We start from the raw sequence: 17,567 nt of genomic DNA on the forward strand, positions 1-17,567 counted from the left end.
GAAAGTTATTTTTTCAATTTATTAATTTCATCTATCAATGAAGGAATCAGTTTAATAGATGCAATTTCTTTGTATTTTGACCTAAAGTCATCTGCAGGAGTTCCAAAATAAGATTTTCCTCCTTCAAGCGATTTGCTAATCCCTGATTGTGCAGAAATAATGGCTTTTTTACCAATGGTTATTCCGCTGGTTACTCCCACCTGACCCCAAAGAGTGACTTCATCTTCAATTACCACACAGCCTGCAATGCCTGTTTGTGATGCAATGAGGCATTTTTTCCCAATTACTGTATCGTGACCAATGTGCACCTGATTATCAATTTTAGTGCCTTCGCCAATAGTTGTGTCTCCGGTAACTCCTTTGTCTATGGTACATTGTGCACCAATATCAACATTGTTTTTAATGAGGACCCTTCCTCCACTAATAAGTTTATCAAAACCTTCCGGTCTGTTTTTATAGTAAAAAGCATCTGAACCTAAAACAGTACCGGCATGAATAGTTACTCCATCACCAATGATAGTATTGTCATAAATTGATACGTTTGAATGAATAAGGCAGTTCCTACCGATTTGCACATTATTACCAATAAATACATTGGGCTGAATGACTGTTTCCTCACCTATTTGTGATGATGAAGAAATGGAGTCTTTTGAAGCAATAAACGGATTGAAATGAATGGTTAGTTTATTAAAATCCCTAAATGGATCGTCTGATATTAAAAGTGCCTTCCCTTCAGGGCATTCTACTTGTTTATTTATTAATATAATTGTTGCAGCTGAAGTTAAAGCTTTCTCATAGTATTTTGGATGATCTACAAAAACAATATCACCGGATTCTACAACGTGAATTTCATTCATTCCAAGTACAGGAAATTCAGCATGTCCCACATAATCACAATTTAATATTTTTGCAATTTGTTCTAACGATTGTTGTGGGTGGAACTTCATGGTTTTATCTGGTTTTGATAATGTTCGAGTAAAATTTCTCCTGCTGTATGGTTTGTTGCCAAAGGAACGTTGTGAACGTCACATAGTCTCATTAGCATAGAAACGTCTACTTCGTGGGGATGTTTCCCTAATGGGTCTCTAAAAAATATTACAGCAGTAATCTCGCCCCGGCTAACCATTGCCGCAATTTCAGCATCGCCACCCATAGGCCCACTTTGCACTGTTTCCACTTTTTCAATGCCGGCATCCCTGATCATTTTCCCAGTGGTACCGGTTGCGACAATTTTTACATTTTCAAGATTAAAAAACCGCAATCTTCGCATAACAAAAGCAACCATTTCAGGTTTTTTATTATCGTGAGCTATTAGGGCAAATTTCATTTGTTTTATAAAAATTTAAGAATTAAAGCCAACAAGGTTTATTGTTTTCCATATCGTTAAGGGTTTGTAAATCTATATCAAATTCTCCAGAAATGTGAATTTCCTCCTCATTTTCTATACTGTAGATTTGACCTTGAAAAGTACCTTTTATAATACCACTTTCTTGATTATAGGCGGTAATTGAAATGTTTCCTGAATTTCCCTTACTAAAATAAATATATGTGTTTTCATCAGAACCTCCACCAAATAGCGAACCATCCCTGATAAACATCATGTTTTTTGAAAAGGGATTAGTAACCGCATCTTCATATGTTCCGGTCTCGATAGGGTACTCACCTGTGCTTTCAATATTGCTAAAAAACATATTAAATTCCATATCCTCCCGTGTATTAATTTTAAAAGAAATCCGCCAGCTGTTTGGGTTGTCTGGTGCCTGAAAAACATGCAATCCATATCGGTCCCCAAAAGTTAAACCATTATTCCAGCCAGGTTCAATGAAATATCCGTCAAACTCTGCAATGAAATAGTTTTGATATTTTAAGCATTCTTCGTCGTATTTAAAGCAAGATATATTCGCCAGAAATAATAAACTCGCTACCATTATAAATTTGAATCTGAAAATATTATTAAACATAATTATGTTCCTTCAATTAATAGAATTTGTATGTCAAACCGGTAGAATAGTAAAGATTTCTTGTTGAAGTTATTGATGTAGCTCCAATAAGCGTCCAGTTTCCATAAGTAAAGTGAATTGTTTGGAAAGTTTTTAATGCTTTTAGAGGTTGATTACCTTCATTAAATAAATATGCAAAACTTAACTGAAATCCCAAATCGAATTTAACGTGCTTATAAATTACTTCTGATGAAACCCCAAAATTTAAGGGTGTGTTATTTGGGTTTACATCCTCAATGTAATTCAACTCTGAAGCAAGTTGTTTAAACTCTTCATAATCCCCAAACTCACGCATAATTCCCAGTCTAAAACCTACCGGTCTAAATTCTATATGTTTAAACGGAATGGTGTAATTTATTTCGCCCATCACACCTATTCCAAAAAAATCTTTTTCCCCACGTAAATTATAAACTGCATTCACATCATAACTACCCAAATAACCCAAGATTCCGTAAGCGTAATTCCAGTCTTTAACTGAGTGGCTTCGATGAATCATCAAATCTCCAAATTGAGAGAATTCTTGTTGCTCATTAAAGCCTTTTCCATTGTTATTGAAATATTGTCCGGAAATATAAAGTGCAGTTTCGGTAGTATCTTTATAAATTGGCTTAGCTATATATCTCGCTTGACTCCCTTGATTGGCAATCCCATATCTTGTTGTTGTACACGAAGTAATTAATAAAGCAGCAATACATAAAAAAAATATGTTTTGAAGCCGAAAGTTCATCATAATCAATTATTCTTCTGGAAAAAAAATTATTCTTTAACCCTCTCTTTATATGTCCCTTTGTCGGTTTCAATTTTTATTTTGTCGCCTTCATTGATGAACAAGGGCACATTCACAATGGCACCGGTTTCAACTGTGGCGGGTTTGGTGGCGTTTGTGGCTGTGTTTCCTTTTACACCAGGTTCTGTTGCAGTAACTTCAAGAATAACACTGGCCGGCATTTCAACCGAAAGCGGTAAATTATCTTCAGTATTGATTAAAATAGTAACAACTTCTCCTTCCTTCAAGAGGCCTGGATTGTCTAAAGCACTTTCCTTTAATTGAATTTGCGAAAAGTCTTCAACATCCATAAAATGATAAAAGTCGCTATCATTATAAAGGAATTGAAATTTGTTAGTCATTACTTTGACTTCATCAATTTTATGACCTGCAGAGAAAGTATTGTCAATTACTTTTCCGGTTGTAACACTTTTTAATTTTGTTCTTACAAAAGCAGGCCCTTTACCCGGTTTTACATGGAGAAATTCTATTACTTTAAATATATCGTGATTGTATTTTATACAAAGTCCATTTCTAATATCTGATGTTGTTGCCATAGTTTTTTAATAATATATTTTTTGTCTTTTTAAATTTAAATTGAACTCACATAGCCCTTCATAATACCTCTTTGAGAGTTTTTAATGAATTGAAGAATTTCATCTCGTTCAGGGGTCGCTTCCATTTCAGCTTCTATAATGTCTGCAGCTTGTGAATTATTGTAGTTTTTTTGATATAAAATGCGATATATATTTTGTATTTCTCTGATTTTTTCAGTGGTAAAGCCTCTTCTTCTAAGACCAATTGAATTAATCCCAACATAGGAGAGAGGTTCTCTACCGGCCTTTACATAAGGTGGAACGTCTTTTCTAACCAATGATCCTCCGGTAACAAAAGCATGGCTCCCAATCATACAAAATTGCTGAATAGCCGCCATTCCTGCTAGAACTACATGGTCACCAACTGTAATGTGACCAGCTAAGGTACTGTTATTGGAAAACACACAATTATCTCCCACAATGCAATCGTGAGCAATATGACAATACGCCATAATCCAGCAGTTTTTACCAACTACGGTTTTCATGCGGTCTTTTGTTCCTCGGTTTATAGTGACAAATTCACGAATGGTAGTCCCATCGCCTATTTCAACTGTGGTATCTTCATCCTGAAATTTTAAATCCTGTGGAATTGCTGAAATCACAGCACCGGGAAAGATGTTACAGTTTTTACCGATACGGGCTCCTTCCATAATTGTAACATTGGACCCAATCCAGGTTCCTTCTCCAATTACCACATTGTTATGAATAGTGGTAAATGGCTCAATTACTACATTTTTTGCGATTTTGGCGCCCGGATGGACGTATGCTAAGGGTTGATTCATTTTTTACTCTTTTGTTTTTACTATTTGTGCCATTAGCTCGGCTTCTGTAACAAGTTTATCATTTGCATAGGCATTTCCTTGCATGTGAACAATACCACGTCTGATAGGTGTAATTAGGTCAAGTTTAAACACCAAAGTGTCTCCCGGTAAAACTTGTTGTTTAAATTTCACATTATTTATTTTCATAAAATAAGTGAGATAATTTTCAGGGTCGGGCACCGTGCTTAATGCTAAAATACCACCTGTTTGCGCCATTGCTTCAACGATTAGAACTCCTGGCATTACTGGGGCTCCTGGAAAATGACCCACAAAAAACGGTTCATTCATTGTAACATTTTTAAGACCCACAACGTGACTGTCTGAAAGTTCAATAATTTTATCCACTAAAAGAAAAGGTGGCCTGTGTGGTAACATGTCCATTATTTGATTTACATCCATTAAAGGTGGTTGTGATAAATCAAATTTTGGAACATTGTTGCGCTTTTCAATTTTTATCATTTTTGAAAGCTTTTTTGCAAACTGGGTATTAACGTGATGGCCTGGTTTGTTTGCAATCACTTTTCCCTTGATTCGTGTTCCTATAAGAGCTAAATCACCTATCACATCAAGCAATTTGTGTCGTGCAGCTTCATTAGGATGATGTAAAGTTAAATTGTCCAGGATTCCGTTTGGTTTTACAGAAATGGATTCTTTGTTAAAAGCTCCTCTTAGCTTTTCCATGGTTGAAGGAGATAATTCTTTATCAACATAAACAATGGCGTTGTTTAAGTCTCCCCCTTTTATCAAACCATTTTCCAACAGCATTTCAATTTCATGTAGGAAACTAAACGTTCGAGCGTTTGATATTTCATTTTTAAAATCTTTCAGGGACTTTAAAGTTGCGTTTTGTGTACCCAAAACCTTGGTGCCAAAGTCAACCATTGTGGTTACTTGATATTCTTCAGCTGGCATTACAATGATTTCACTTCCGGAATCTTCGTCTAAAAAAGAAATAACATCTTTCACGATATATTCTTCTCTTGGAGCTTCTTGTTCAACAATTCCGGCTTTTTCTATGGCTTCAACAAAATATTTTGATGAGCCGTCCATTATTGGAGGTTCCGGAGCATCAAGTTCTAAGATGCAATTATCCACTTCCATACCCACTAAGGCAGCAAGAACATGCTCTGAAGTATGTATTTTCACGCCTCTTTTTTCAAGGTTTGTTCCTCTTTGAGTACTTACAACATAGTTTGCATCCGCTTCAATGACAGGGCTACCTTCAAGGTCTACTCTTACAAACGCATAACCAAAATTTATGGGCGCAGGTTTTAAAGTTAATGTTACTTCTTTGCCAGTATGTAACCCTACTCCTTTTAGGGAAATTTCCTTACCTAAAGTTTGTTGTTTAATAAGACATTCACTCATTGCCATTCTTTTTTTCAATATTGTTTATTCTATCTATAATTTTCGGGAAATTTTTAAAGTGTACGTAGCTTTTGTTATAATCGCCATAATTTAAAGCAGGAGAACCTTGAAGGGTTTCATTGTCTTTTACATTCCTACCAATACCACTTTGAGCCTGAATTTTTACATTGTTACCAATTATCAAATGTCCGGCAATACCTACCTGACCGCCAATCATACAATTTTTTCCAATTTTTGTAGAGCCTGCGATACCTGTTTGAGCTGCAATTACAGTGTTTTCCCCAATTTCAACATTGTGGGCTATCTGTATTTGATTGTCAAGTTTTACTCCTTTTTTAATGATTGTTGAGCCAAGTGTGGCTCTATCAATAGTAGTGCCTGCGCCTATATCTACGTAATCTTCAATAATTACGTTCCCAGTTTGGGGTACTTTGTTGTATTCTCCATTTTCACTCGGCGCAAAACCAAAACCATCAGCTCCTAAAACCACACTACTGTGAATCACACAATTATCCCCAATTTTGGTTTCTGAGTAAATTTTAGCACCCGCAAATACTATCACATTATTTCCAATAACTGCATTATCTCCAATATAGACTCCCGGAAATATTTTTACATTATCCCCAATTGTTACACCATCACCTATATATGAAAAAGCTCCCAGATAGATGTCTTTACCAAGTTTTGAATTTTTAGATCTATAAACTGGTTCTTCAAATCCCGTTTTGTTAAGTTTTACCATATTGTAATATTCCAATAGTTTTGAAAAAGCTTTATAGGCGTTTTCAACTCTGATGAGCGTTGTATTCAATTTTTCATCAGGAATAAAATTCTTGTCAACAATAGTTATTGAAGCATTAGTTGAATAGATATAAGATGTGTATTTTGGATTTGAAAGAAAAGTTAGTGAACCCATTTCCCCTTCTTCAATTTTTGAAAGCTTAGATACTTCAATTTTAGGGTTACCATCTACTTCTCCTTCTAAAATTGTAGCAATTTGTTCCGCTGTAAATTTCATCTAATGGTTTTTGATTTAATTCTTAAATGATGAAACAATCATTGGTTAGCTTTATTGTAAAAATGGTATTGGTTAGTTTGTTTCAATCTAGCAAAAATAGGAAAAAAGGCTTAATCTTTGCTTTTTGGATAACATAGATAGTTTTTTGTAATCACTTTAGTTAGTGCTTTACTGTTTATTTGGTCGCTTACCGCTGTAATATCAATCACTTTCCCCTTTTGAGTCAATAGTTTTATTTTTTGTTTTGTATCGCTATAAGCCAGGTTTGTAATGCTTCCGCGAAAAGCGAAATAGGATGCTTCCTCTTTAGAAATCTTATTATTCTGTATTACTTTTTCAAGTTTAGAGTTTAAATCCTTATCAGAAAACGGTTTTTCTTTTACTTTGATTTTTAACAGGTTTCTATTTAACAATCTTTCACAAAGATTGCTTAACACAAAATCATCATTGTTTTTCCACTCTTTTACTGCGGCTATTATATCAAAATCATCCAGTTCTGAAAACTTTAAAACCATATCTTCATCAAATTCAGTTTTAGAAATGTTATTTGTTAGAAAAAAAATGAGGGATTTACTAGCATTCAAGCTTTTTCCCAGTTTTATGAGTTCTTTAGCACGGATTAAAATATTAATCAATATTTGTTCTCCAACTATACTTGTTTTATGAAGATATACCTGCCAATACATAAACCTTCTGGCAATTATAAATTTTTCAATAGAATAAACCCCTTTTTCCTCAACCACAAGCTCGTTGTTTACAACATTAAGCATAGTGATTAATCGTTCAGAATTGATATTGCCCTCAGGAGTTCCGGCATAGAAACTATCTCTTTTTAGATAATCCAGCCGATCCATATCAAGTTGTCCGGAAATCAATTGACAAAGAAATTGTTTATCGTGTAATCCTTTAAATATTTGAATGGCAAGCGTTAATCTTCCGTTAAACTTTTTATTGAGATGTTCCATTAAAAGCAATGAAATCTCTTCATGAGAAATCCCTTCAACAATACTATTTTCCATTGCATGTGAAAAAGGCCCATGCCCAATATCGTGCAATAAAATTGCAATATACAACGCTTCTTCTTCTTCCAAAGTAATATCTACACCCTTGATGTGTAAGACTTGGACTACTTTTTGCATTAAAAACATACAACCAAGGGCATGGTGAAAACGTGTGTGATTTGCTCCCGGATAGACTAAATATGAAAGGCCCATTTGTGAGATACGACGTAATCGCTGAAACAATGGATCTTCAATCAATTCAAAAATGATTGTATCAGGTATGGTAATAAAACCGTAAATTGGGTCGTTTAAAATATTAAGTTTTTGGTGAGAAATCAAAGAAGATTTTTTTAGAGAATAATTGAGCGAAAATACATCGCAAATATAATGAATATTGGTAATTAAATAAACAAAACACAAACAATGAATAAGATAAATATACTTTGGGTTGACGATGAAATTGATTTATTAAAACCTCACATCCTCTTTTTGGAAAATAAAAATTATGCGGTTACCAAAGCCCAAAGTGGTACTGAGGCTTTGGAAGAAATTGAAAAAATGAATTTTGACATTGTATTTCTTGATGAAAATATGCCCGGTTTAACAGGAATAGAAACCCTTCACGAGATAAAAGAAAAAAAACCAAACCTCCCAGTTGTAATGATTACAAAAAGTGAGGAGGAGTACATAATGGAAGAAGCTATTGGTTCAAAAATAGCAGATTACCTTATAAAGCCGGTAAATCCAAATCAAATTTTATTAAGTCTCAAAAAAAACCTGGATCACTCTCGTTTGGTTTCTCAAAAAACAACCTCTAATTATCAACAAGAATTTAGAAAAATAGCAATGGATATGTCTATGATAAATACATATCAAGGCTGGGTTGAATTGTATCAAAAATTAATGCACTGGGAATTGAGATTAGAAGAAATTGAAGATTCAAGTATGTTTGAGATCCTGGAATCCCAAAAGTCTGAAGCGAATATTCAGTTTTGTAAATTCATTGATAAAAACTATCCAGAATGGTTTAAAAATGAAGACTCACCAGTTATGTCACATACCATTTTTAGAGAAAAAATAGCTCCAGAAATATCTAATACACAACCCACCCTTCTTGTCGTAATTGATAATTTAAGATATGATCAATGGCTGACTTTTGAACCCATTTTATCAAATATTTATAAAAAAGAAAAGGAGTCTGCGTTTTACAGTATTTTACCTACTGCAACGCAATATTCCAGAAATGCTATCTTTTCAGGTTTAATGCCAGATGACATGGACAAACTTCACCCTGACCTATGGCTAAATGATACTGAGGATGGTGGTAAAAACTTGCACGAAAAAGAATTTTTAGCCGCTCAGTTAAAGCGTCTGGGAATGAATATTAAGTATGATTATTTTAAAATTACAAGCCAAAAACAGGGTAAAAAGCTAGTAGATAATTTTAAAGCACAAAAAGAAAACAACCTGACAGTGGTTGTGTATAATTTTGTTGATATGATTTCTCATGCCAAAACTGAAATGGATGTGATCAAGGAACTTGCTTCGACTGATAAATCATATAGATCTTTAACACAAAGCTGGTTCAAAAACTCTCCGTTATTGGAAATTATTCAACAGGCAGCTCAACTTGGGTTTAAATTGATCATTACAACTGACCACGGAACCATTAATGTTAAGAACCCATCAAAAGTTATTGGAGATAAAAATACCAGTTTAAACTTAAGGTACAAAACAGGCAAAAGCCTAACCTATGAATCCAAAGATGTATTGGCTGCAAAAGACCCTAAAACCATCCATCTTCCAAGTATTAACATGAGTAGTTCATTTATATTTGCAAAAGGAGACTTATTCTTCGCATACCCAAATAATTACAATCATTATGTGAGTTATTTTAGAAATACCTATCAGCACGGAGGTGTGTCTCTAGAAGAAATGATTATACCCTTTGCAGTTTTATTACCGAGATAATGTTTTTTTTACTATATTTGAGCTCGTAACCCCAAAGTTATGACTTATACCTACGACTTATCTCACTTGCCTGAAGCGGCAAAAGCTGTGCTTACCGGTATTTCCGGGAAAACACTTCTCTTTTATGGTGATATGGGAGCAGGCAAAACAACACTTATTAAAGAAATTGCAAAACAATTAGGATACAATGACATCGTTAGTAGCCCTACATTTTCATTGGTGAATGAATATGACGTCCAAAATGATAAATTATATCATTTTGATTTTTATAGAATAAATGATGAAAAAGAAGCATTAGATATAGGTGTTGAAGAATACTTTTACAGTGATCATTGGAATTTAATTGAATGGCCGGAAAAAATTTCAAATATATTGCCCAACCGCAAAAATGAAATAATTGTCACTCAAAATATTGATGGAACCAGAACACTAAAAATTAATGCCTGTGAATAAATAGCAAACAAGAAAAATAACCGCTTTAAAGATAAACACTAGGTTTATCGCCTCCCTTTTTTTAGTAAAGACCCCAAATCGACATTAAAATAAGCTTAGAATTCTTTTGAAAAAAGTTAACTTACTAAGATACGGGAATATTTTTTAAAATACTTTAGTTTTTTTTACATAGGTTTGTACTATTAACCTCACAAAAACTAAAATTATGAAAATGTCAAAAGCAGTATTCTTTGTTGCTATCTTTTTTACTGGATTATTTGTATCTTGTACACCAGAAAGCATAGACAACGATGAACAACAAATCGACGCATCAACAATTCAAGTCCCAAGACAGGGATAAAAAAAAGTACACAATAGGAGGTGGAATAGTAGTTTTATTAATTGCTATTTCACCTTATTTGTTTTATCTGTATGAAAGTTTCCCAACTGATTCAAATGTTTGGGAAACTTTTTTATTTAAAATTGAAACAAACTATCAAAGTATTTATTTATTTGCTTGGTTTTTAACTGGAAAACTAATCCCTCTTTACCTTCTTTTTATTTGGTTTTTTACCTGTAAGCATTGGTGGCATTGGATTATTTTAATACCAATTACAATGTACTTATTTCAAACTTGGGGGTTAATAAATCAAAGTATGCAACTCGACGAAGTTGAGTTGCTTTACATGATACCTGTCATGCTTGTAATTATCCCTGCGGTATATTTAATCCGTGCAAAAGTCTTTAACAGAGTACGAGGGGATGATATGAAAGCTTTTGAAGAAGAGCTTAAAACAAAACGCACGTTATGGGATGAATTGAAAGATCTTTTTCGCTAGCAAACAATTAAATCCATACTTGCATCATTAGTCTTAAAGTTGTAATTTAGTTATTTACAATCAACCTAAACTTTAATGGCTAAGTCTCTCACTCCTTTTACAGCTTCCCAACTTATCCCAAAAGAGGAAACTCTTGAAATTCAAAAAACAAAGGGGGATTTATATATAGGAATTCCTAAAGAGATTTATTTTCAGGAAAAAAGAATTTGCCTTACTCCTGATGCCGTTTCAGCAATCGTTGCACAAGGTCATAAAATTCTAATAGAAAATGGTGCCGGTGAAGGCGCCAGCTATAGCGATAAAGCTTATGCAGATGCCGGGGCCATACTCACACGCGACACAAAAAAGATATTTTCCTGCCCAATAATTTTAAAAGTGGAACCCCCTACTCTAGATGAAATTAAAATGATACAGCAAAAATCAGTTTTAATTTCTGCATTACAATTAAAAACCAGAGAAAAAAGTTATTTTGAAGCTTTGTCTAAAAAGAAAGTCACTGCTTTGGCTTTTGAGTTTTTACAAGATGAAAATGGCGCCTTCCCAGCCGTTAGATCATTGAGTGAACTTGCAGGAACTGCCTCTGTATTAATTGCAGCTGAACTTATGGTAAATGCCAAAGAAGGAAATGGACTTATGTTTGGTAACATCAGTGGAGTTCCTCCTATTGAAGTTGTTATCATTGGCGCAGGTACAGTGGGTGAATTTGCCGCTCGGTCAGCTTTGGGATTGGGTGCCAGTATCAAGGTTTTTGATAACTCAATCACTAAACTGCGTTGTTTGCAAGCAAACATTGGCCATCCTATTTATACTTCAACTATTCAACCAAAGAATTTATTGAAAGCATTGAAACGCTGTGATGTAGCAATTGGCGCCATAAGAGGAAAAAATAGATCACCTGTGATAGTTTCTAAAACAATGGTTGAAAATATGAAAAAAGGAGCTGTGGTTATTGATGTGAGTATTGATATGGGAGGCTGTTTTGAAACTTCAGAAATGACAAGTCATGATAACCCCATAGTCATTAAAAATGGTGTGATTCACTATGGTGTTCCAAATATTCCGGCAAGATATCCTAAAACAGCATCAATTTCAATTAGTAATATTTTCACTTCTTACTTAATTGATATCGCTGAAGCCGGCGGACTTGAAAATGCCATTCGTTTTGATAATGGTTTAAAAAATGGGTTGTATTTTTACCGCGGTATTTTAACAAACAAATCAATTTCAGATTGGTTTGATATGCCTTACAGTGATATAAACCTGTTTATTCTTTAAAATATTTATGAAATTTACGCAACGCCTGGCCTTTTATCTTTTTGGATTTTCAATAGGACTTATTTTTTTATTTTTCTTTCTCAATAAAAAAGGTGCCAGTTGTGATTACAGCCCAGATGCCAGGGTTAAAAAAAATATTCGGTTAAAACCAAAAGTTTACTCAGAAAGGGTTCTTAATGATATTCAAAATAATAATATTGACACTGCATCTGTAAACCTTTTGCTGCAAACAGGAGATGTTGATTTTGGAGAGAGTGACACCAAAAGAGATTCTTGTAATCTGTATGTAATTTATGGAAAGGTATTAGAAAAATTAGTTCGTCTTGAGGTAGAAAATTGCCCTGAAAATGCTGTTATATTGTCTCTGTCTGAAAAAAATTAAAGCTTTCTTCTCTCCTTCTCTCTTTTAATCAAGTTTAACTCCCTGCTGGTTTGGCCTGCAACTGAAGTATTTTCCTCTGCACGTCTAATCAAATAAGGCATTACATCTTTTACAGGTCCAAAAGGTAGGTATTTAGAAACATTATAGCCTTCAAGACCTAAATTAAAACTGATGTGGTCACTCATTCCATATAATTGACCAAACCATACGCGAAGATCATTTTTTGCAATTCCTTTTTGCTGCATTAAATCCATTGCGAGGTAACAGCTTTCCTCATTATGTGATCCAATAAAAACTGTCATCACATCAGGGTGATCAAACATAAATGACATAATGGAATTAAAGTTTTCATCAGTTGCTTTTTTAGTTGAGCAAATTGGGCTTTTGTACCCCATTTCTTCAGCTCTTTTGTTTTCTTTTTCAAGATACGCGCCTCTTACAATTTTAAACCCTAGTTTGAATCCTTCTTCTGAAGCGATTTGTAACACTAACTCTAGATAATCTAATCGATCCCAGCGGTAACATTGAATTGTGTTATAAACAACAACTTTTTCTTTGTTATATTTTCGCATCATTTCCAGAATCAAATCATCAACCGAATTTTGAATCCAACTCTCCTCTGCGTCTATCAATAAAGAAACACCTGTTTCTGAACATTTTTGACAAACTTTATCAAATCGTTCGATAATTTTTTCCCACTCAATTCTTTCAATATCTGTTAAAGGTTCTTTTTCTGCAACTTTTCTGTAAACTTCGAGTCTTCCAAATCCTGTGGGTTTAAAAACTGAAAAAGGCAAAGCTTCTTTATTTTCAGCAAATTCTGTGAGTCTTAAAACTTTATCTGTAGCAATGTCAAATGACATTTCAAGGTTTTTACCTTCAACTGAATAATCCAAAACAGAACAAACTCCTTTTTCATGCATTTTTTCAACTACCGGCATACAATCCTCTTCATTTACACCACCACAAAAATGATCAAAAACTGTTGATCTGATAAGGCCTTCTACAGGTAAATTAATATTTAAAGCAAACTTTGTTGCAGCAGTTCCTATTTTCACCAAAGGCTCACTACTTATCATTTTAAATAAAAAATAAGCACGTTCCAGTTCAGAATCTGATTTAAGGGAAAAAGCAACCTCTGTGTTTTCGAAGAGATTTTTTGTGTGCATAATTACTGAAGTAATAGTTCCACAAATATAGTTAGAATTCCATCGATTTTTTAAGAATTCTCCTTATTTTCACCTTCTTTAAAGTGTTTTTTTTAAGAAATGAAAACTATTTATACATCAGGCTATCAGGTGATTTTTAATGACCCACAATATGATTCTGTGAATCAATATATTGACACCTTAAATCCTTCGAAGCTAGTTATTTTAACTGATTCGAACACGAGTTTATATTGTCTAGAAAATTTTTTATCAAAGCTAAAGACAACAACTCCTCTTCTTAAAACATCTATTCCTGCTGGCGAAAAACATAAGAATATTGAAAGCTGTAATCTTTTTTGGAAATTTTTATCAGAAAATGAAGCTGACAGGAATTCACTCGTAATAAATTTAGGAGGAGGTGTTGTTACTGATTTGGGTGGTTTTGTAGCTTCTACTTTTATGCGGGGAATTGATTATATCAACATTCCTACCACACTTTTGGCAATGGTAGATGCCTCTGTAGGAGGAAAAACAGGAATTGACCTTGGATTACTGAAAAATCAAATTGGTCTTGTTGTGAACCCAAAATTAGTTTTCGTTGACACTAAATACTTAGAAACACTTCCGAGCGAACAATTTAATTCGGGTGTTGCTGAAATACTTAAACACGGACTCATCGCTTCTAAGGATTATTGGAGTTTAATTTCAACTTCCAAAATATTGAATGACAAGTCAATTGAAAGAATTATTTATGAATCTGTTGAAATAAAAAAATCAATTGTTGAGCAAGATCCTTTAGAAAAAAACCTGAGAATGACTCTGAATTTCGGTCATACGTTGGGCCACGCCCTTGAAACCTATTCGAATTCTAAAGAAAATAAAACCACACCTCTACTCCATGGTGAGGCAATAGCGATTGGCCTTATTTTAGCTGGGTTTATATCAACTGAATCCTTGGGTTTTTCTAAAGAAAAACTACAGGAAATTACAAATCAATACTATAGGTATTTCAATAGAATTAGCCTAAACTCTCAGGATATCAAAAGCGTTATAGACCTATTAAAGTTTGATAAAAAAAACGTTTTTGGTGCCGTTAATTTTGTTTTATTAAAAGACATTGGAAGTCCCGTAATAAATCAAAGAGTTAGTAATGATTTAATAATTAAAGCATTTGAATATTATTTAGACTCAAAATAATCTTAACGAAAACTATTTCAAAGTTTTTTTTCTTTAAAAAAAGTATTTAGTTTTATAATCGAGTAATCAACCCCCATTTTAATTATGAAACGCGTTATCGTCGATTTCAAAAAGTTAACCCCTGAAATATTGACCCTTTTGGTTGAAAAATATCCTTATGGATATGATGATGAAGATATCATAACTTTCAAAAACCTTAAGGGTGAAATTGTTGAGGCGGTAGAAGTTAGAAATGAGGAAGATATCTATTTAGTCAAAGTGAGTTCAAAACTTGTAAACACGATGGCCAATTTTGACGAAGATGATTATGATGAGGACGATTTTAACGAACCAATTTCAGAAATCCCAGAAAAATCAATTGAAGAAATTGAGATTGAAGAAGAGGATGACAATGAAAAATTAGTTTGATATATAACGTTCCTTACAAATATTCAAGTGGTGTAATTCGTGCCCTGAAATTACAAACCCTAATGCTCTTACAGACATTCTTTTACCGTTGGCAATTCCAGAACGCTTTAACTGTTCTGTGCTAAACCCTTTAAACAAGCTTAGGGTAGCATTTCTCACAGACTTATATTCTTCAATAAGCTGAGCAATATTTTTTTTACTTGCCTCAGATTCTAAAACATAAATGTCTTGATCAAATCCGGGTAATTCAGTTGTATCGTTTCTTGAAAACCTCAATGCTCTGTAAACCATAATACGTTCAGTATCTATGCAATGTAAAAGCATTTCTTTTAAACTCCACTTATCTTGAGCATATCTAAAGTTTGCATTTTCTTCAGATAGATTTTCGAAATACTCTAACACCAATGAAAAGCTTTGGTTCAAAGCTTCAACGACTGTCACATCACTTTTAACCAAATAAATATAGCCTCCATAAAAGGAGGCATATTCATTTTTTGAAATATCACTTTTTAAAATCAATTTGCGTTATCAAAGATATCGTGCATCAATCTTTTTTTGTCATTGATACTTTCTTCAAGTGAAATCATAGTTTCAGTTCTTAATACTCCTTCAATGTCATCTATTTGATAAATAATATCTTTAGCGTGTGAAGTACTTCTTGCTCTTATTTTACAGAAAATATTAAACTTTCCGGTTGTAATGTGAGCAACAGTAACATTTGGGATGGTTTTTAATCGCTCTAATACAAATTTTGTTTGGGAAGTTTTGTTTAAATATATTCCAACATATGCTATAAAAGCATAGCCTAATTTTCTATAATCAACTGTTAGAGAAGAACCGGTTATGATTCCGGCTTCTTCCATTTTTTTAACTCTTACGTGAATTGTTCCAGCTGAAACATTGTGCTTTTTTGCAATATCTGTAAAGGGAACTCTTGAATTATCGATCAACATATCAAGGATTTGATGGTCGATATTATCTAGTTTAAATTTAGCCATATGCTTTTTGGGTTTTATTGTTTTTTTTGCAAAGATAATCGCAAAATTGATAATAATTCTTAAACAAAGGCTAAAAAATATCTATTAGAATGAAATTTTTTTCTCTCCAATCAGTAATTCATTTACTCTCATTCCAATTTTCAAACTCTCATCATTATTTATCTGAATCTTTTCTCCTAAGGCGTCAAAAGTTTTATGACCATAAAAGCCATTTAAATCTTCAATACGTACAATTTTAGGGATAAATACTATTTTCTTGTTAACCAATTGCTCCTCATATTGAATAGCTACATCTAATGATTCAATTTTATTTGAAATTTTCACATTTTTTATCAATATGTCATAAAATAGTTTTTTATTTTCCGGGATGGAAAAATAGGCTGAAACTTCTGGGAGACTGTCTTTTGTTAGGTTTATGGAATTAAAAAGATACAGTAATGAATGAAAGATATATTCTCTTGTGTTTTCACGCTGATAGTCCTCGGGAAAATGTCCGGCTTCAATTAAAATAGTAGGTACTTCCATTGATTGGAAAGTATCTCCAACACAATTCAAATTAAATTCATCATCATACCGTCCAATATGTTCTGTTATTTGCTTATCTAGTTTAATAGCCATATTGGCAATTAACTGCATTGAAAGCTGTCTAGCTGGAGTTATAGTCTTATTCTCATCTGCTGAGGGAGAAAGAAAAGAAATTATTGCTGACTTGTTCTTTTTACCTGCCGAAAAAATTGATCTTTGATCATGAAGGTTTAAGCATAAATTGGGCTTAAAATCATCAAATACTTTAAACAATGCTCTTATTTCCAGTTGTGATCGATTTTGGGCATCCCTATTCAAATCTATTTTATTGGCATTTTCTCTGGTATAACGCTCAGCCCCATCAGGATTAAGCATAGGAATGATTTTTATTGAAAATTTATCAAGAATTATTTTAGCTTCTTCTGTATCACTCTTTAAATAATTAATGAAATCAAATAAAGCTTTTGTAGTTGTTGATTCATTACCGTGCATTTGTGACCACATGAAAATTTTAAAATCACCTGACCCTAATTTAATAGAATGAATTTTTTTTCCCTCTTCAGATGTTCCAATTACTTCTATTTCAAATTTAGACTTGTAATGCAACAAAAGGGGTTCTATCTTCTCAGGAGGAATATACCTACCAAAAAGGTCTTCTTGTTTGTGCTTACTATAAAGTGTTCTTAAATCCATAATTCTAATCGACTACAAATGTAAACAAGTGGAAGTTTACGAATGTAAACAGTTGATTTTATTTGAAAGTTGTTTGTTGTAAACTATTCCATTCAGTTTGTATCCAACAAAACATTGGGTTTAGTTAAG

Annotated in this window: 20 protein-coding genes; 7 read left to right on the forward strand and 13 right to left on the reverse strand. The window is 33.3% G+C overall.

Annotation, left to right across the window (positions count from 1 at the left end):
- Positions 1-5 precede the first annotated feature (5 nt).
- The 9 genes from IEV69_RS08875 to IEV69_RS08915 all read right to left on the reverse strand — a co-directional run bounded on the left by IEV69_RS08875 (position 6) and on the right by IEV69_RS08915 (position 7,909).
- Positions 6-947 carry a UDP-3-O-(3-hydroxymyristoyl)glucosamine N-acyltransferase gene (locus IEV69_RS08875; protein WP_188441611.1) on the reverse strand — a complete coding sequence of 314 codons (942 nt, stop codon included), beginning with the start codon at positions 945-947 and terminating at the stop codon, positions 6-8.
- Positions 944-1,327 carry a methylglyoxal synthase gene (locus tag IEV69_RS08880; protein ID WP_188441612.1) on the reverse strand — a complete coding sequence of 128 codons (384 nt, stop codon included), beginning with the start codon at positions 1,325-1,327 and terminating at the stop codon, positions 944-946. The genes IEV69_RS08875 and IEV69_RS08880 overlap by 4 nt, the downstream gene beginning before the upstream one ends.
- A gap of 22 nt (positions 1,328-1,349) precedes the next feature.
- Positions 1,350-1,961, reverse strand: coding sequence for a hypothetical protein (locus IEV69_RS08885; RefSeq protein WP_188441614.1), 612 nt, complete (start codon positions 1,959-1,961; stop codon positions 1,350-1,352).
- Between the two features lie 16 nt (positions 1,962-1,977).
- A complete protein-coding gene (locus IEV69_RS08890; protein ID WP_188441616.1) occupies positions 1,978-2,730 on the reverse strand; it encodes a hypothetical protein in 753 nt (250 codons plus the stop codon).
- A 26-nt stretch (positions 2,731-2,756) separates the two neighbouring features.
- Positions 2,757-3,323 (reverse strand): elongation factor P, encoded by a 567-nt coding sequence (efp, locus tag IEV69_RS08895; RefSeq protein ID WP_188441618.1) that lies wholly within the window; start codon positions 3,321-3,323, stop codon positions 2,757-2,759.
- Between the two features lie 35 nt (positions 3,324-3,358).
- Positions 3,359-4,144, reverse strand: a complete 786-nt coding sequence (gene lpxA / locus IEV69_RS08900) for an acyl-ACP--UDP-N-acetylglucosamine O-acyltransferase (protein ID WP_188441619.1) — start codon at positions 4,142-4,144, stop codon at positions 3,359-3,361.
- A 3-nt stretch (positions 4,145-4,147) separates the two neighbouring features.
- The gene (locus IEV69_RS08905; RefSeq protein ID WP_188441620.1) at positions 4,148-5,551 is read right to left on the reverse strand and encodes a bifunctional UDP-3-O-[3-hydroxymyristoyl] N-acetylglucosamine deacetylase/3-hydroxyacyl-ACP dehydratase; all 1,404 of its coding nucleotides are present in this window, start codon (positions 5,549-5,551) and stop codon (positions 4,148-4,150) included.
- Positions 5,544-6,569: a UDP-3-O-(3-hydroxymyristoyl)glucosamine N-acyltransferase gene (lpxD, locus tag IEV69_RS08910; RefSeq protein WP_188441621.1), complete on the reverse strand. Its 1,026-nt coding sequence runs from the start codon at positions 6,567-6,569 to the stop codon at positions 5,544-5,546. The genes IEV69_RS08905 and lpxD overlap by 8 nt, the downstream gene beginning before the upstream one ends.
- A gap of 110 nt (positions 6,570-6,679) precedes the next feature.
- Complete coding sequence (locus tag IEV69_RS08915; protein ID WP_188441622.1) at positions 6,680-7,909, reverse strand: HD domain-containing protein; 1,230 nt, start codon at positions 7,907-7,909, stop codon at positions 6,680-6,682.
- A gap of 84 nt (positions 7,910-7,993) precedes the next feature.
- Here IEV69_RS08915 and porX point away from each other — a divergent pair, with 84 nt between their 5' ends.
- The 5 genes from porX (at position 7,994) to IEV69_RS08940 (ending at position 12,469) form a co-directional block, all read left to right on the forward strand.
- Positions 7,994-9,541, forward strand: a complete 1,548-nt coding sequence (gene porX, locus IEV69_RS08920) for a T9SS response regulator signal transducer PorX (RefSeq protein WP_188441624.1) — start codon at positions 7,994-7,996, stop codon at positions 9,539-9,541.
- 39 nt (positions 9,542-9,580) lie between these two features.
- A complete protein-coding gene (tsaE, locus tag IEV69_RS08925) occupies positions 9,581-9,994 on the forward strand; it encodes a tRNA (adenosine(37)-N6)-threonylcarbamoyltransferase complex ATPase subunit type 1 TsaE (RefSeq protein WP_188441626.1) in 414 nt (137 codons plus the stop codon).
- Positions 9,995-10,284: 290 nt separating this feature from the next.
- Positions 10,285-10,812 (forward strand): hypothetical protein, encoded by a 528-nt coding sequence (locus IEV69_RS08930; RefSeq protein ID WP_229741410.1) that lies wholly within the window; start codon positions 10,285-10,287, stop codon positions 10,810-10,812.
- Positions 10,813-10,887: 75 nt separating this feature from the next.
- A complete protein-coding gene (locus tag IEV69_RS08935; RefSeq protein WP_188441628.1) occupies positions 10,888-12,087 on the forward strand; it encodes an alanine dehydrogenase in 1,200 nt (399 codons plus the stop codon).
- 7 nt (positions 12,088-12,094) lie between these two features.
- Positions 12,095-12,469, forward strand: coding sequence for a DUF4258 domain-containing protein (locus IEV69_RS08940; RefSeq protein WP_188441630.1), 375 nt, complete (start codon positions 12,095-12,097; stop codon positions 12,467-12,469).
- On the opposite strand, the gene IEV69_RS08945 is transcribed toward IEV69_RS08940, so the two are convergent.
- The gene (locus tag IEV69_RS08945; RefSeq protein ID WP_188441632.1) at positions 12,466-13,638 is read right to left on the reverse strand and encodes a proline dehydrogenase family protein; all 1,173 of its coding nucleotides are present in this window, start codon (positions 13,636-13,638) and stop codon (positions 12,466-12,468) included. The two genes, IEV69_RS08940 and IEV69_RS08945, sit on opposite strands and share 4 nt — an antisense overlap.
- 99 nt (positions 13,639-13,737) lie before the next feature.
- Here IEV69_RS08945 and aroB point away from each other — a divergent pair, with 99 nt between their 5' ends.
- Both aroB and IEV69_RS08955 read left to right on the forward strand, forming a co-directional pair.
- Positions 13,738-14,814: a 3-dehydroquinate synthase gene (gene aroB, locus IEV69_RS08950; protein WP_188441633.1), complete on the forward strand. Its 1,077-nt coding sequence runs from the start codon at positions 13,738-13,740 to the stop codon at positions 14,812-14,814.
- An 84-nt stretch (positions 14,815-14,898) separates the two neighbouring features.
- Positions 14,899-15,222 (forward strand): hypothetical protein, encoded by a 324-nt coding sequence (locus IEV69_RS08955; protein ID WP_188441635.1) that lies wholly within the window; start codon positions 14,899-14,901, stop codon positions 15,220-15,222.
- Here the strand turns inward: IEV69_RS08955 and IEV69_RS08960 are convergent.
- The 3 genes from IEV69_RS08960 to IEV69_RS08970 form a co-directional block, all read right to left on the reverse strand.
- Positions 15,214-15,741: a DinB family protein gene (locus IEV69_RS08960; protein ID WP_229741411.1), complete on the reverse strand. Its 528-nt coding sequence runs from the start codon at positions 15,739-15,741 to the stop codon at positions 15,214-15,216. The genes IEV69_RS08955 and IEV69_RS08960 overlap by 9 nt on opposite strands.
- Complete coding sequence (locus tag IEV69_RS08965) at positions 15,738-16,220, reverse strand: Lrp/AsnC family transcriptional regulator (RefSeq protein WP_188441637.1); 483 nt, start codon at positions 16,218-16,220, stop codon at positions 15,738-15,740. Before IEV69_RS08965 ends, IEV69_RS08960 begins: the two co-directional genes overlap by 4 nt.
- 84 nt (positions 16,221-16,304) lie before the next feature.
- Positions 16,305-17,438, reverse strand: coding sequence for a M14 family metallopeptidase (locus IEV69_RS08970; protein WP_229741412.1), 1,134 nt, complete (start codon positions 17,436-17,438; stop codon positions 16,305-16,307).
- Positions 17,439-17,567 lie beyond the last annotated feature (129 nt).

Source organism: Planktosalinus lacus (assembly GCF_014640155.1).
Taxonomy (GTDB): domain Bacteria; phylum Bacteroidota; class Bacteroidia; order Flavobacteriales; family Flavobacteriaceae; genus Planktosalinus; species Planktosalinus lacus.